Annotated in this window: 15 protein-coding genes; 10 read left to right on the forward strand and 5 right to left on the reverse strand. The window is 66.8% G+C overall.

The genetic code is table 11. The features are described 5' to 3' along the window. Positions 1-4: 4 nt before the first annotated feature. Together ACIQC9_RS12740 and rho are read left to right on the forward strand one after the other, a co-directional pair. Complete coding sequence (locus ACIQC9_RS12740) at positions 5-472, forward strand: CopD family protein (RefSeq protein ID WP_400616448.1); 468 nt, start codon at positions 5-7, stop codon at positions 470-472. Between the two features lie 226 nt (positions 473-698). After that, the gene (gene rho, locus ACIQC9_RS12745) at positions 699-2,111 is read left to right on the forward strand and encodes a transcription termination factor Rho (protein WP_400616451.1); all 1,413 of its coding nucleotides are present in this window, start codon (positions 699-701) and stop codon (positions 2,109-2,111) included. 59 nt (positions 2,112-2,170) lie between these two features. Here the strand turns inward: rho and ACIQC9_RS12750 are convergent, their stop codons facing one another. Next, positions 2,171-3,142, reverse strand: a complete 972-nt coding sequence (locus ACIQC9_RS12750; RefSeq protein ID WP_400617352.1) for a quinone oxidoreductase family protein — start codon at positions 3,140-3,142, stop codon at positions 2,171-2,173. A 74-nt stretch (positions 3,143-3,216) separates the two neighbouring features. On the opposite strand from ACIQC9_RS12750, the gene ACIQC9_RS12755 reads away from it, so the two are divergent. The 8 genes from ACIQC9_RS12755 (at position 3,217) to ACIQC9_RS12790 (ending at position 9,826) form a co-directional block, all read left to right on the forward strand. Beyond that, complete coding sequence (locus tag ACIQC9_RS12755) at positions 3,217-3,456, forward strand: DUF6489 family protein (RefSeq protein WP_400616453.1); 240 nt, start codon at positions 3,217-3,219, stop codon at positions 3,454-3,456. Between the two features lie 3 nt (positions 3,457-3,459). After that, positions 3,460-4,767 carry a tRNA uridine-5-carboxymethylaminomethyl(34) synthesis GTPase MnmE gene (gene mnmE / locus ACIQC9_RS12760; RefSeq protein WP_400616456.1) on the forward strand — a complete coding sequence of 436 codons (1,308 nt, stop codon included), beginning with the start codon at positions 3,460-3,462 and terminating at the stop codon, positions 4,765-4,767. Positions 4,768-4,837: 70 nt separating this feature from the next. Further along, positions 4,838-6,694, forward strand: a complete 1,857-nt coding sequence (gene mnmG, locus ACIQC9_RS12765) for a tRNA uridine-5-carboxymethylaminomethyl(34) synthesis enzyme MnmG (protein ID WP_400616458.1) — start codon at positions 4,838-4,840, stop codon at positions 6,692-6,694. Beyond that, entirely contained in the window at positions 6,691-7,311 is a 621-nt protein-coding gene (rsmG, locus tag ACIQC9_RS12770) for a 16S rRNA (guanine(527)-N(7))-methyltransferase RsmG (RefSeq protein WP_400616460.1), read from the forward strand. Before mnmG ends, rsmG begins: the two co-directional genes overlap by 4 nt. Beyond that, positions 7,295-8,107: a ParA family protein gene (locus tag ACIQC9_RS12775; protein WP_400616461.1), complete on the forward strand. Its 813-nt coding sequence runs from the start codon at positions 7,295-7,297 to the stop codon at positions 8,105-8,107. The genes rsmG and ACIQC9_RS12775 overlap by 17 nt, the downstream gene beginning before the upstream one ends. Positions 8,108-8,135: 28 nt before the next feature. Further along, complete coding sequence (locus ACIQC9_RS12780) at positions 8,136-9,023, forward strand: ParB/RepB/Spo0J family partition protein (protein WP_400616464.1); 888 nt, start codon at positions 8,136-8,138, stop codon at positions 9,021-9,023. A gap of 1 nt (position 9,024) precedes the next feature. After that, positions 9,025-9,636 carry a class I SAM-dependent methyltransferase gene (locus ACIQC9_RS12785; RefSeq protein ID WP_400616466.1) on the forward strand — a complete coding sequence of 204 codons (612 nt, stop codon included), beginning with the start codon at positions 9,025-9,027 and terminating at the stop codon, positions 9,634-9,636. Positions 9,637-9,640: 4 nt separating this feature from the next. Continuing rightward, on the forward strand, positions 9,641-9,826 hold the full coding sequence (locus ACIQC9_RS12790; RefSeq protein WP_400616469.1) for a hypothetical protein: 186 nt from the start codon (positions 9,641-9,643) through the stop codon (positions 9,824-9,826). On the opposite strand, the gene holA is transcribed toward ACIQC9_RS12790, so the two are convergent. The 4 genes from holA to ACIQC9_RS12810 all read right to left on the reverse strand — a co-directional run bounded on the left by holA (position 9,823) and on the right by ACIQC9_RS12810 (position 14,474). Then, complete coding sequence (gene holA / locus ACIQC9_RS12795; RefSeq protein WP_400616471.1) at positions 9,823-10,875, reverse strand: DNA polymerase III subunit delta; 1,053 nt, start codon at positions 10,873-10,875, stop codon at positions 9,823-9,825. The two genes, ACIQC9_RS12790 and holA, sit on opposite strands and share 4 nt — an antisense overlap. Next, complete coding sequence (lptE, locus tag ACIQC9_RS12800) at positions 10,872-11,351, reverse strand: LPS assembly lipoprotein LptE (RefSeq protein ID WP_400616473.1); 480 nt, start codon at positions 11,349-11,351, stop codon at positions 10,872-10,874. The genes holA and lptE overlap by 4 nt, the downstream gene beginning before the upstream one ends. Further along, positions 11,351-13,936: a leucine--tRNA ligase gene (gene leuS / locus ACIQC9_RS12805; RefSeq protein WP_400616475.1), complete on the reverse strand. Its 2,586-nt coding sequence runs from the start codon at positions 13,934-13,936 to the stop codon at positions 11,351-11,353. Before leuS ends, lptE begins: the two co-directional genes overlap by 1 nt. 64 nt (positions 13,937-14,000) lie before the next feature. Next, a complete protein-coding gene (locus tag ACIQC9_RS12810; RefSeq protein ID WP_400616478.1) occupies positions 14,001-14,474 on the reverse strand; it encodes a DUF3576 domain-containing protein in 474 nt (157 codons plus the stop codon). Positions 14,475-14,588: the final 114 nt, after the last annotated feature.

The following is a 14,588-nucleotide window of genomic DNA, read 5'->3' on the forward strand; positions in this document are numbered from 1 at the left end:
CGTCATGAACTGGTACGACCTCGCCCGCGGCCTGCACATTCTGGCGGTGATCGCCTGGATGGCGGGCCTGCTGTTCCTGCCGCGTCTCTACGCCTACGACGCCGAGCAGGCCGGCAAGCCGGAGCCGCTGCGCACCGAGATGCGGACCCTGCTGCGGACGTGGCAGCGGCGGCTGCTCAAGATCATACTCAATCCGGCCATGGGGCTGGCATGGGTCTTCGGCCTGTGGCTGATCCATCTCGATGTGCAGATGCGCGGAGCGGCCTTCCTTGCGGAGCCGTGGATGGTCGCCAAATTACTGGGCGTGGTCGCGCTCAGCGGCTGGCACGGCTTCTTGTCCGCCGAGTTTCGCCGCATCGAGGCCGGCACGTCCAAAAAGTCCAGCCGCTTCTGGCGCATGACTAACGAGATCCCCTTCCTGATCGCCATCGTCATGGTGATCTCGGTGACGACGGAATGGACGTTCGGGTAAGCCCCGCTTGACCTGACCCCGTCCGCCGTGGTCTTCCTCCTCCCGAACTGTCCCTGGCTCTCGCCGGGCGGTCCCTCTCTTTCAGCGTCGCCGATCGGCCAGAGTCCCTCCGGGGAGCCCGTCGGAGCCCGCCGCTTCCCCTGACGGCCGCAAGGCCAGAGACATTGTCAGCCTGCCGGGTCTCGTCTTCGCGAGCGCCCGCCCGCGCCTGCGTGAAGAGCCTCCCATGACCGACGTCCGCGACACCGATCCGACCGCCCCCGAAGCCGAGACCCTCGGCGACGAGACCGTGACCAACGAGGTCTCGGCCGCGGACCTGCCCATGGTCGATCAGGAAACCGACGAGGACGACGACGGCGAACCCATCGTCCCCAACGGCCGCATCACCCTGGCCGAGCTGAACGAGAAGACGCCGGCCGATCTGGTCGCCTTCGCCGAAGGTCTGGAGATCGAGAACGCCTCCAACCTGCGCAAGCAGGATCTGATGTTCGCCATCCTGAAAGGGCTGGCCGACGAAGAGGTCGAGATCATCGCCGACGGCGTGCTGGAAATCCTGCCGGACGGCTTCGGCTTCCTGCGCAGCCCGGACGCGAATTACCTTCCGGGTCCGGACGATATCTATGTGTCGCCGTCCCAGATCCGCCGCTTCGGCCTGCGCTCGGGCGACACCGTCCACGGGGCCGTGCGCGGTCCGCGTGAGGGCGAGCGCTACTTCGCCCTGCTGAAGTGCGACACCATCAACTTCGAGGACCCGGAAGCGGTCCGCACCAAGGTCCTGTTCGACAACCTGACGCCGCTCTATCCCGAAGAGCGGCTGCACATGGAAATCCAGGATCCGACCCTGAAGGACCGTTCCGGCCGGGTCATCGACATCGTCGCCCCGCTGGGCAAGGGCCAGCGCTGCCTGATCGTCGCCCCGCCACGCGTCGGCAAGACGGTGATGCTGCAGAACATCGCCAAGTCGATCGAGGCCAACCACCCCGAGGTGACCCTGATCGTCCTGCTGATTGACGAACGCCCGGAAGAAGTCACCGACATGCAGCGCACGGTGAAGGGCGAGGTCGTCGCCTCCACCTTCGACGAGCCGGCCACCCGGCACGTCGCCGTCGCCGAGATGGTGATCGAAAAGGCCAAGCGTCTGGTCGAGCACAAGAAGGACGTCGTCATCCTTCTCGACTCCGTCACCCGTCTGGGCCGCGCCTACAACGCCACCGTCCCGTCGTCGGGCAAGGTCCTGACCGGCGGCGTCGACGCCAACGCCCTGCAGCGGCCGAAACGCTTCTTCGGCGCCGCGCGGAACGTGGAGCAGGGGGGTTCGCTGACCATCATCGCCACCGCCCTGATCGACACCGGCTCGCGGATGGACGAGGTGATCTTCGAAGAGTTCAAGGGCACCGGCAACTCGGAAATCGTGCTGGACCGCAAGGTCGCCGACAAACGCATCTTCCCGGCCATCGACGTGCTCAAGTCCGGCACCCGCAAGGAAGACCTCATCACGCCGAAGGACCAGCTGGCCAAGACCTACGTCCTGCGCCGCATCCTCAATCCGATGGGCCCGCAGGACGCGATCGAGTTCCTGCTCGACAAGCTGCGCCAGTCCAAGAACAACGGCGACTTCTTCCAGTCGATGAACACCTGACCCGCAGCCGCGGAGTAGAATATGCGAAGGCCCCGGAGCGATCCGGGGCCTTTTTGCTGTCAGGGAATGAGGATCGTCGATCCCGTTGTCTTCCTTGCTTCCAGCGTCTCATGCGCGTCACGGATTTTCGACAGCGGGACGGTCTGGCCGATCTCGATCTTCACCGCACCGGACCGGATGACCTCGAACAGGGCCGCAGCGCTTTCGTCCAGTTCTTCGACGGTCGAGACATAGTCGAACAGGGTCGGGCGGGTGACGTAGAGGGAGCCGCCGCGGGACAGGCGCAGGGGATCGAACGGCGGAACCGGTCCGGATGCATTGCCGAAAAGGACGAGCGTTCCCCGTCGTGCGAGACTCGCGAGGGAGGATTCAAATGTCGACTTGCCGACCGAGTCATAGGCGACCGCCACGCCCTCACCGCCGGTGATGGTCTTGACGCGCTCGGCCACGTCTTCGCGGTCGTAGAGAATGACGTGATCGCAGCCGAGACTCCGGGCTAGTTCCGCCTTGGCCTCCGATCCGACCGTTCCGATCACAGTCGCGCCGATCGATTTGGCCCACTGGGATAGGATTTGCCCGACGCCGCCCGCTGCCGCGTGGAGCAGGATTGTGTCACCTCGTTTCACGTGAAACGTTCGCCGAACAAGGTATTCCGCAGTCATACCTTTCAGCATGACCGCCGCAGCCGATTCGAGCGGAATCTCCGGCGGAACATGCACCGCCCGGTCCTCCGCGACGACGTGCGCTTCGGCATAGGCTCCGGGCGGGCCGTTTGCGTAGGCGATGCGGTCGCCGATCCGGAAGCGGCTCACGCCGTCGCCGACAGCTTCCACGATACCTGCGCCTTCCAGGCCCAGTCCGGTCGGATAGCTGAGCGGATACAGGCCGGTCCGCTGGTAGACGTCGATGAAGTTCAGCCCGATTGCCGCATGCCGCACCAGAACCTGCCCCGAGCCGGGTGTCGGCGTTTCCAGCTCCACAAGTTCGAGAACCTCGGGCCCGCCGGCCCGGTCGATCCGCACGGCGCGCATTGTGGAGGACATGGGCGGGTTCCTTTTTCGGGCCTGTTGGGCCTATGAACAGGTTCAGAGATTGGAGCGATCCCATGAAAATCAATGTCGAGGTCGATTGCACACCCGCCGAGGCCCGGGCCTTCATGGGCCTGCCCGACGTCACGCCGCTGAACGAACATATGGTTGCCGAGATGCAGCGGCGGATGGAGGCGAACATCTCGGCGATGCAGCCCGAGGAACTGATGAAGACCTGGACCAGCTTTGGCATTCAGGCGCAGGACCAGTTCCGCCGCCTGATGGAGACGGCGGTCGGCGGCGCGGGCAAGTCCTGATCCTTGACCGACACCGTCTTCGCCCTCGCCACGCCCCCGGGCAGGGGGGCCATCGCCATTCTGCGTCTCTCGGGCCCGGCGACGGATAAGGTGCTCTCGGCGCTCGGCGCCGCGGGACTGACTCCACGGATGGCGAGCCTGAGGACCCTGGCCCACGACGGCCGGATCCTTGATCAGGCTCTGGTTCTCCGCTTCCCCGGCCCGGCTTCCTATACAGGCGAAGACTGCGCCGAGCTCCACCTTCACGGCGGTCGCGCGGTGGTGGAGGCGGTGGGTGAGGCGCTCCTCGCATTAGGCCTGCGCCCCGCCGATCCCGGCGAGTTCACCCGCCGCGCGTTCGAGAACGGCCGGATGGATCTGGCCCAGGCCGAGGCGGTCGCCGACCTGATCGACGCCGAGACCTCGGCCCAGGCGTCGCAAGCGCTCGGACAGCTCGATGGCGCGCTCAGCGAAACCTACGCCGGCTTTCGCCGCGACCTCCTGCACGCCCTCGCGCTGGTCGAGGCCGAAATCGATTTCCCGGACGAAGAGGTGCCGGACAATCTGGCGCGAACGGCTGGCCCGGTTCTGGATCGGCTCGCCGACGATCTGAAGGCCGCGCTCGCCGATGCCCGGCGGGGCGAGCGTGTGCGCGAGGGCTATCGGATCGTCCTGATCGGGGAGACCAACGCCGGCAAGTCGTCGCTCTTCAACGCCCTCGTCGCGCGCGAGGCCGCCATCGTCACGCCAATCGCCGGAACAACCCGGGATGTTCTGGACGCGGATCTGGTGATCGGCGGCTATGCGGTGACCCTGTCCGACACGGCGGGCCTGCGCGACTCCAACGACCCGGTCGAGGCCGAGGGCGTGCGCCGCGCCCGCGAACGGGCGGAGCAGGCGGAGCTGAGGCTGTGGGTGCGGGCGCCAGGCGACCCGGATGGCGCTGCGGCCGGCTTCGTGCGGCCCGATGATCTGCTCGTGCTGACCAAGGCCGATCTGGAGCCAACCGCCCCGCCGACGGATCGGGCGGCTCTGGCGGTATCGACGGAGACAGGGGAGGGTCTCGGCGTCCTGCATGACTGGATCGCGGCGCGACTGGCACGCGACCTGTCCGGGGCGGACTTCCCCGCGGTGACGCGAGAGCGGCATCGCCGGCGCCTGGCCGAGGCCCTGTCGGCCGTGGAGCAGGGGCGGACTGCCCTCGATCGCGCGCCGGAGATGGCGGGGGACGACCTGCGTCGTGCCGCGGATGCGCTGGCGCGGGTAACGGGCGCGATAGGGGTGGAGGACATCCTCGGCGAGGTTTTCTCGACATTCTGTATCGGGAAGTGACCGTTTCACGTGAAACGCCCTTACGGCTGCGGTGGCGAAGGGGGCGGTTTTCGACTATGTCCCGCCTCCCATGGTTCAGTTCGATGTCATTGTAATCGGCGGCGGACACGCCGGCTGTGAGGCTGCGGCCGCTTCAGCGCGCGTCGGGGCGGCCACGCTTCTGCTGACCCAGAAGCTCGAAACCATCGGTGAGATGAGCTGCAACCCGGCGATCGGCGGTCTGGGCAAGGGCCATCTGGTTCGTGAAATCGACGCGCTGGACGGGCTTATGGGCCGGCTGGGTGACAAGGCCGGTATCCAGTTTCGCCTGCTGAATCGCTCCAAGGGCGCCGCCGTGCGTGGGCCCCGCAGCCAGATCGATCGCCGCCTGTACCGCGAGGCCATGCAGGCCGAGCTGGCGGATACGCCGAACCTGACCCTGATGGCAGGCACGGCCGAGCGTCTGATGCTGGACGGCGAGCGGGTGATCGGCGTGGTTACGGGCGAGGGCGTCGAGATCCGCGCAGCCGCAGTCGTGTTGACGACGGGCACCTTCCTGAACGGCGTGATCCACAAGGGCGACCAACGCATCCCGGCCGGGCGCCATGGCGAGGCCCCCTCAACCGGTCTGGCCGCCGACCTCCACGACGCCGGGCTGATGCTCGGCCGTCTGAAGACCGGCACCCCGGCGCGTCTGGATGGACGGACGATCGGTTGGGATCGGCTGGAGATGCAGCAGGCCGACAGCGACCCTGTGCCGTTCAGTTTCCTGACGGACCGGATCGACACGCCGCAGATCGCATGCGGCGTGACCCACACCAACTCGGAAACGCACCGGATCATCGCCGAAAATCTGGGCGAAAGCGCCGTCTATGGCGGCCATCTGTCCGGACGCGGTCCTCGCTACTGCCCCTCCATCGAGGACAAGGTGGTGCGGTTCGCGGACAAGACCTCGCACCAGATCTTCCTTGAGCCGGAAGGTCTCGATGACCCGACCGTCTACCCGAACGGCATTTCCACCTCGGTTGGCGATGCAACACAGCTCGCCTTCCTGCGCACCATCGTCGGGCTGGAGCAGGTGGAGGTGTTCCGGTTCGGCTATGCGATCGAATACGACTATGTCGATCCTCGTGAACTGACACCGGCGCTTGAGGTCAAGAAGCGGCCCGGCCTGTATCTGGCCGGCCAGATCAATGGCACGACGGGGTATGAAGAAGCGGGCGCGCAGGGTCTCGTTGCGGGACTGAACGCCGCCCGCGCTGCGGGAGGGTCCGACCCGGTGATCTTCGGCCGGGACCAAGCCTATATCGGCGTGATGATCGATGACCTCGTGACGCGGGGTGTGACCGAGCCATACCGGATGTTCACCAGCCGCGCCGAGTACCGGCTTACGCTAAGAGCCGACAACGCCGATCTTCGACTCACATCGCTCGGCACATCGGTTGGTGTGGTCTCCTCCCGGCGTGCAGCGGTGTTCTCTGTCAAAGCACATGAGCTTGACGAGGCGACCGTTGTTTCACGTGAAACGCAGTTCACCCCGAAGGAAGCCGGCGCGCTGGGCATCCACGTCAACGCCGACGGTCAGAGACGGTCCATCCGGGACCTTCTGTCGTTCCCCGACGTGACGCTCGACCGGTTTCTGTCCGTGCGCCCCGAGATCGCATCGTGGTCGAAGCAGGTGCGCGAGCAGGTCGAGATCGATGCCGGTTACGCCGGTTATCTGGATCGGCAGGCTGCGGACGCCGAGGCTCTCCGCCGGGAGGAAGCGCTCGCCCTTCCGCTCGACCTCGACTATGCGGCGATCGGGGGCCTGTCCAATGAGGTCCGCGAGAAACTCAGCCGTGTTCAGCCCATGACCCTTGGTCAGGCGGGCCGGATCGAGGGCATGACCCCCGGGGCGCTCACAGCCTTGTTGTCTCACGTGAAGAAGCCCCGGGTTCCGGCGTGACGCCTGCGGAATTCCAGTCTCTCACGGGCGCATCCGCTCAAACCATCCCCGATCTCGAGACCTTCCTCGGGATGCTGACGGAAGCGAATGCGGTGATGAATCTGGTGGGCCCCGACACCCTGCCGGACTTCTGGAATCGGCACGCGTGGGATTCCGCCCAGTTGTTGTCTTTGGCGCGCGAGGCGAAGACTTGGGCGGATCTGGGCGCCGGGGCCGGTTTCCCGGGCGTCGTCCTGGCGATCCTGCTGAAGGGGCGGCCTGGCGCTCACGTCTGGCTGATAGATAGTCTTGGCAAGCGATGCCGTTTTCTGGAAGAGGTCGTCGATCGGCTCGCGCTCCCGGCGACGGTGATCAACGGGCGTGCCGAGGCGCAGACCATCACCGTCGATATTGTCACCGCCCGCGCGGTGGCGCCGATGGAAAAGCTGTTCGGCTATGCACAGCCTTATCTACAGCGTGGGGCGGGCGGCCTGTTCCTGAAGGGTGAAAAGGCCGAGAGTGAGGTGGCGGAGGCGCGGAAGGTCTGGCAATTTCAGGCCGCCCTCAGTGTGTCCCGAAGCGATCCAAGAGGCCGCATTGTATCCGTCCGGAGTCTCCGCCGTGTCCCACACCTCTAAAACCCGCGTTCTGGCGGTGTCGAACCAGAAGGGCGGCGTGGGCAAGACGACGACGGCGATCAATCTCGGCACGGCCTTGGCCGCGATTGGGGAAAAGGTTTTGATCGTCGATATGGACCCACAGGGCAATGCGTCCACGGGTCTGGGTGTTCCACGTGAAACACGCCGCGTGACCATCTACGACGTCATCGTGGATGGTAGGCCTGTGGACGATTCCGCCGTGGAGACCGCCGTTCCCGGACTTTGGATCATCCCGGCCGACGCCGATATGTCCGGCGTCGAGATCGAGCTCAGTCAGCAGGACCGGCGCTCCTATCGCCTGAGAGACGCTCTGGCGCTTCAGGGGAAGGACGGCGCAGCTCGCTATGACTATGTGCTGATCGACTGCCCACCGTCGCTCAACCTGCTGACGCTGAACGCCATGGCGGCTGCGGATGCGGTTCTGGTGCCGCTTCAGTGCGAGTTCTTCGCGCTGGAGGGCCTGACCCAGCTGATGAAGACCATCGAGATGGTGCGTCAGAACCTAAACACCTCGCTGGAAATTCAGGGCCTCGTCCTGACCATGTACGATCGCCGTAACGCCCTGTCGGGTCAGGTGGCGGCGGATGTGCGGTCTCACTTCGGGGACAAGGTGTACGATGCGGTGATCCCGCGGAACGTCCGCGTTTCCGAGGCGCCGTCCTTTGGCAAGCCGGCCCTGATCTACGACCTGAAGTGCGCGGGCAGTCAGGCCTATCTCCGTCTCGCGCGGGAAGTGGTCGCGCGCGAGAAGACGCGTCGGCTGCAGGCCGCTTGAGCATGATTAAAAGAACGGAATCAAGACCTTGAGTGAACGTCAAAGAGGTTTGGGCCGGGGGCTTTCGGCTCTTCTGAGCGAACAGGCCGCCGAGACCGTCTCCATCGACGGCCAGAACGCACCCGCCGGCGTGCGTGTGGTTCCGATCGAAAGCCTCAAGCCCAACCCGGATCAGCCGCGAAAGATTTTCGGCCCGGAGGATCTGGAAGAGCTGTCCACCTCCATTCGCGACAAGGGCGTGCTTCAGCCGATTCTGGTCCGGTCTCACCCCCGGGACGACGGCGTCTGGCAGATCATCGCCGGCGAACGGCGTTGGCGAGCGTCCCAGCTCGCGCGCCTGACCGAGGTGCCGATCGTTGTGCGTGAGATGGACGACGTCGAGGTGTTCGAGGTCGCGATCATCGAGAACGTCCAGCGCGCCGACCTGACCCCGCTGGAGGAGGCCGACGCCTATCGCGCCCTGATGGACCGGTTTGGCCGGACGCAGGATCAGGTGGCCGGCGTGGTCGGCAAGAGCCGCAGCCATGTGGCGAACACCCTGCGCCTGCTGCAATTGCCCGAGGACGTGCTGTGGTACGTGCGGAACGGCAAGATCAGCGCCGGTCACGCCCGCGCCCTGATCACCGCCCCGAACCCCGGGGAGCTGGCCGAACAGATCGTCAAGGACGGCCTGAACGTCCGTCAGGCCGAGGCGCTGGCGCGCCGCTCCGCCGAAGGGCCGAGGCCGGCGAAGGCCCGAGTTACCGGTGCATCGGGCGAGGGCTCGGCCGACGCCGCCGCCCTGGAACAGGATCTGGCCGACGCGCTGGGCCTCAAGGTCCAGCTCGCGGACAAGGGCGGCAAGGGCGAAATCACCATCCGCTATGGCACGCTTGAGCAGCTGGACGACCTGTGCCGCCGCCTGATGCGGGGCTGAGATGGCGTCGGCGGCCGAGGGGATCATCGATCTCTACAGCCGCCGGGCCGCGGAGTTCGACGCCGATCGCGGGCGAGGCCTGTCCGAACGCCCTTGGCTGGACGCCTTTCTGGCCCATGTCCCGCCGACGGGAACCGTGCTGGATCTCGGCTGCGGGTCCGGCGAGCCAATCGCGGCCTATATTATCGCCCGAGGTCGTCGGGTGACGGGCGTCGACGCCTCGCCGGGTCTGATCGATCTTTGTCGCGCCCGGTTCCCGGAGCAGGACTGGCGGGTCGCTGACATGCGCGAGCTGACGCTGGACCGGACGTTCGACGGCCTGATCGCCTGGCACAGCAGTTTTCATCTCAGCCAACCGGATCAACGTGCGTTGTTCACCGTGTTCGCGCGTCATGTCAGGCCGGGCGGCGTACTCATGTTCACCTCGGGGGACGAAGACGGCGAGCAGATCGGCGACTGGCGGGGAGAGCCGCTCTATCACGCCAGCCTGTCGACGGCGGACTATCGCGAGGGTCTGGGAGCCGGCGGGTTCGATGTGATCGACCACGTCGTGGGCGACTATGCGAAAGGCGAGGCGACCGTTTGGCTGGCGCGACGGCGCGTGTCAGACTGACCCCATGACCGACAAGCCCAGCAATCCGACCGCCGAAGCCATGAAGAAGGCCCTCGCCGCCAAGAAGGCAGGGGGCGGACCCTCCCACGTCGGCATGCAGGGCGCGGCGCGGGCGGAGGAGAAGGCCCAGAAGGCGCGCAACGTTGCGTTGGCCAAGCCCGCCTTCCGCAAGGCGTCGAAACGGGGCTAGAGCCCCATTCGTCTGGCGCGACTGGAGATTTCCAGCAGTAGACGTTCGGCGATCAGCTGATCCGGCGAGCCGGTCGTCTTCGAGGCGATGTCGGCCGCGTTGATGCTGTCCAGAACGCGATCGAGGTCGTCCAGCCGCCAGCTACGGGCCTGACGCAGCATCTCCGCCTCCTGCTTCCAGAAGACCCCGGCGGCCTTGGCAGCCTCCTTGGCGCCCGCGCCGTTGGCTTGCAGCACATTGATCCGGCGCAGACGACCGAGATGGATCGACGCCTGTCTCACCGCCATGACAGGCGATTCCCCTTCGGCGAAGGCGCGGCGCAGACCGGCCTGCGCCGGGGCGGGGCGGCCGCCGAAGGCCTGCAGGGCGGCGTCCTTAAGCGAGGCGTCCGGCTCCACGCCGAGAAAGGCGTCGAGCGCGTCGGCATCGATCGTCCGGCCGCTTCCGGGACCGATGTAGAGGGCCAGCCGCTCGATCTCCTGACGCATCAGCCCGCGTTCGCGGGGCAGGCGGGCGACGAAGCGGTCCAGCGCGTCCTGCGTCAGGCCGACCTTGTCGCCGGCCAGCGCTTCACGCGTCATGCGCGCCACGTCGCCGGTCTCGTCCTCGTAGCAGACGATGCCGACGGCGGCCTTGTCGGCCTCGGCCGCCTTGCGCAGGGCGGAGTCGCGACCCAAGGCCCCGGCCTCGATCACCAGCATGCAGTCGGGGTTGAAGCCGCCTTCCGCGTGGGTTTTCAACGCCTGCGCCAGCATCTTGTCGATCGACGCCTTCTCGGCCGACAGGCGGATGCGCACGAGGCGCCGGCCGCCGATCATGCTCAGCGCCGTCAGGGATTCCTCCAGCCGCATCTCGTCGCCGTCGATGTCGCTGTCGGTCAGGACGGTGACGTTGAAAGGGTCGTTCAGGTCGGGCGTGATCGCCTTGCACAGCACCTCGGCCCGCTCGGCGACGCCGGAACGGTCCTTGCCGTGAATGACGGCCGCGCGAACGCCCTTGTCCGGGCTTTTCAGAAAGCGCTCGATCTCGGGGCGCTTGGAGAGGATCACGGCCGGGCGAGCGCCTGAAGCAGGTCGAGCCGGATCAGGCGGGCCAGCTCGGCGGCGGCGCGCTCCTCGCCATCCTGCTGGGCGGCGATGGCGGCGTAGGGCTGGTCGGCGGCGGCGTAGGTGGTGGTGACGGTCTCGACGCCGGTCAGCGGCGGTGTCGCCCCCGAAAGCGGCGTCAGGGTCCAGGCTCCGCGCACCGTCAGCTCGTAGCGGGTCGCTGTATCGTCGATCCGGCGGCCCAAGGGACGGCGCGATTGTTCGATCACCGTCTCGAGACGGTAGAGCGGCGCCTGCGCGCCATCGCGGCCGAGCGCGTCCTCAAGCTGCTCCCGCACGCGATAGCCGAGACGGTCGTCCTGCGCGGTTACGGCGATGCGGGACAGGGCGCCGCCCGCGCCGGCGTCGCCGTACATCGGCGTGAAACCGCAACCTGACAGTCCCATCAGCGCGACAAGCCCGAGGGCGGCGGCGCGCATCAGGCGGCCACCACATTGACGATGCGATCCTTGACGACGACGATCTTGCGCACGGTCAGTCCCTCCAGCCGCGCCTGAACCTCCGGATCGGCCATGACGATGGCTTCCACCTCGGCCGGCTCGAGTCCCCGGGCGACACGGATTTCGCCGCGGCGCTTGCCGTTGACCTGAATGGGCAGGGTCACCTCGTCGTCGGCCGCCAGCGCCGGATCGAACACCGGCCAGGGCGCGTCGAGGATCATCCCCTCCTGACCCAGCCGCGTCCAGCCTTCTTCGGCGAGGTGCGGGGTGAAGGGGGCGACAAGACCCAGCAGGGCGAGAAGCGCGTCGCGTTTGGCGGCGCCGCCCGCCTTGTCGTGGTCGCGGATGGTCGCGACGAACCCATACAGCTTGGCAATGGCGGAGTTGAAGCGGAAGCCGGCGACGCCTTCGGTCACGGCCTTGATCGCCTTATGCGTCTCGCGAACCAGCGAGGCGTTCGCGGCTTCATCGCCCGCAGGGGCCGGATCAAAGCCGTCGACCTCGGTCCAGACGCGCTGGACGAAGCGGCTGGCGCCCTCGACGCCGCCCGGGGTCCATTGCACGTCGCGCTCGGGCGGGCTGTCGGACAGGACGAAAAGGCGGCCCGCGTCGACGCCGTAGCTGTCCACGATCTCCTGCGGGGCCACGACGTTCTTCTTCGACTTCGACATCTTCTCGATGTCGCCGATGGTCAGGGTCTCGCCCGTCGACAGCTGGCGCGCCGAGCGTTTGCCGCCGTCGTTGATCAGGTCGACATCGGTCGGCTCGACCCAAGCGCCGTCCGCGCGGCGGTAGGTCTCGTGGACCACCATGCCCTGGGTGAACAGCCCGGCGAACGGCTCCTTCACGTTCATCAGGCCGGCGTCCGAAAGGGCGCGGCTGATGAAGCGGGCGTAGAGCAGGTGCAGCACGGCGTGCTCGACGCCGCCGATGTACTGATCGACCGGCAGCCAGCGATCAGCAGCCTCGGCGTTGATCGGCTCGGCGGCCGTCGGATCGACGAAGCGGGCGAAATACCAGCTCGAGTCGACAAAGGTGTCGAGGGTGTCGGTCTCGCGGGTCGCATCCCCGTGACACGACGGGCATTTGACGTGTTTCCATGTCGGGTGCCGGTCCAGCGGATTGCCGGGTTTGTCGAAGGTCACGTCTTTCGGCAGCTCGACGGGCAACTGATCTGCGGGCACGGCGCCGCACGACGGGCAGTGGATCACGGGTATGGGACAACCCCAGTACCGCTGGCGGCTGACGCCCCAGTCGCGCAGACGATAGATGGTTGCGCCCTTGCCCTGACCGGCCGCCTCGATCCGGGCTATGGCCTCGGCCTTGGCGTCCTCGACCGACAGGCCGTTCAGAAAGTCCGAGTGGAACAGGCGGCCGGGGCCGACATAGGCCTCGTTCGCCACCTCGAAGTCCTCTCCCGCCTCATCCGGCTTGACCACGGCAGTGACCGGCAGGGCGTATTTGCGCGCGAAATCCAGATCGCGCTGGTCGTGCGCCGGGCAGCCGAAGATGGCGCCGGAGCCATAGGTCGACAGCACGAAGTTGGCCGCCCACACGGGCACGGTCCGCTCTGGATCAAACGGATGACGCACGCGGACGCCCAGATCGACACCCAGCTTGTCGGCCTTCTCAATATCCGCCTCGCTGGTGCCGGAGCGGGCGCAGGTCTCGATGAAGGCGGCGACGTCAGGGCGATGTCCCGCGATCGCCTTCGTCAGCGGATGGTCGGCCGACAGCGCCAGGAAGCTGGCGCCGAACAGGGTGTCAGGACGGGTCGTATAGACCTCGATCGGATCGCGCGCGTGGTCGGGCTGACCGTCCGGAGACGAAGGCAGGAAGTCCGGGGCTTCGACGATGTCCCACCACAGGGTCGCGCCGCGGCTCTTGCCGATCCAGTTCTCCTGCATCAGCCGGACCTTCTCGGGCCACCGGCCTTCAAGCGTCTTCAGGCCTTCGATGAGATCGTCAGCATAGTCGGTGATGCGCAGGAACCACTGGTTCAGCTTCCGCTTCTCGACCAGCGCGCCGGAGCGCCAGCCGCGGCCGTCGACCACCTGCTCATTGGCCAGAACGGTGTTGTCGACCGGATCCCAGTTGACGACCGAGTCCTTGCGATAAACCAAGCCCCGCTTGAACAGCTCGAGGAACCACGCCTGCTGCTTGCCGTAGTAGGCCGGGTCGCAGGTGGCGAATTCGCGGCTCCAGTCCAGCGACAGACCCAGCAGCTTCAGCTGGTCGCGCATGGCGGCGATGTTGGACCAGGTCCAGTCTCCGGGGTGGATTCCCCGCTCGATGGCGGCGTTCTCGGCCGGCAAGCCGAAGGCGTCCCAGCCCATGGGATGCAGCACGTCAAAGCCCTGCGCCCGCTTCGAGCGCGCCACCACGTCGCCCATCACATAATTGCGGGCGTGACCCATGTGGATGTTGCCCGACGGATAGGGAAACATCTCCAGCACATAGTATTTCGGCTTGCCGGTCGCCTCGGTGGGTGCGCGAAAGGCGTCAGCCTCCGCCCAGCGGGCCTGCTGGCGGGGTTCGGCGGTCTTGGGCTCGTAACGGGCCACGGGAATCCTTCAGGCATCGCTCCTTGAGGGCGCGCCTGAAGGAGGCTGTGATCGTGAGAGAGGGTTAGCCGGCGTTCTGGAGATTAAGCTGGCGCGCCTTGGTCAGGATGGCGTTTTCCAGATCGGTCTCGGTCTGGGCGGCCACCGGGGCCGCAACCCAGCCGCCGGTCGCATCGCGCGTTTCCTTGGTCACGGTGACGTTCAGGGCGTCGGCGCGCAGGCGGGTGTCGAGGATGAAGACGGTCGCCTTGAAGCGCTCGTTCGGCGTTTCCGGGTTGACGTACCAGTCGTAGTTGATGACGCCGCCCCACGGATCAGCATTGGCCAGTGGCATGAACGACAGGGTGTCGAGGGTCGCGCGCCACAGGAAGGCGTTGACGCCGATGCCTGTGCCGGGCGCCGTGCGGGCCTTGCCGATCGTCTCGCCGTTTCCGAACACGTCGCCGACGGTCGGTCCGAAGGGACGTTGGGCCGAGCAGGCGCCCAGCACCAGACCCGAGGCGATCAGGGCGATCGTCGCGCCACGAACCAGCACCATCCAGAAACTCCATTCGATCGGAACATGCGCGGACCTTTCCGCACACGCGCGGGCGCGGACCGATCCCGGTTCCACGCCGAAGCGACGCTCTATAACACGGCGAAAAGGGGCGAT

Origin of the sequence: Brevundimonas sp. NPDC092305, assembly GCF_044755415.1 — a bacterium.
In the GTDB taxonomy this organism is placed as follows: domain Bacteria; phylum Pseudomonadota; class Alphaproteobacteria; order Caulobacterales; family Caulobacteraceae; genus Brevundimonas.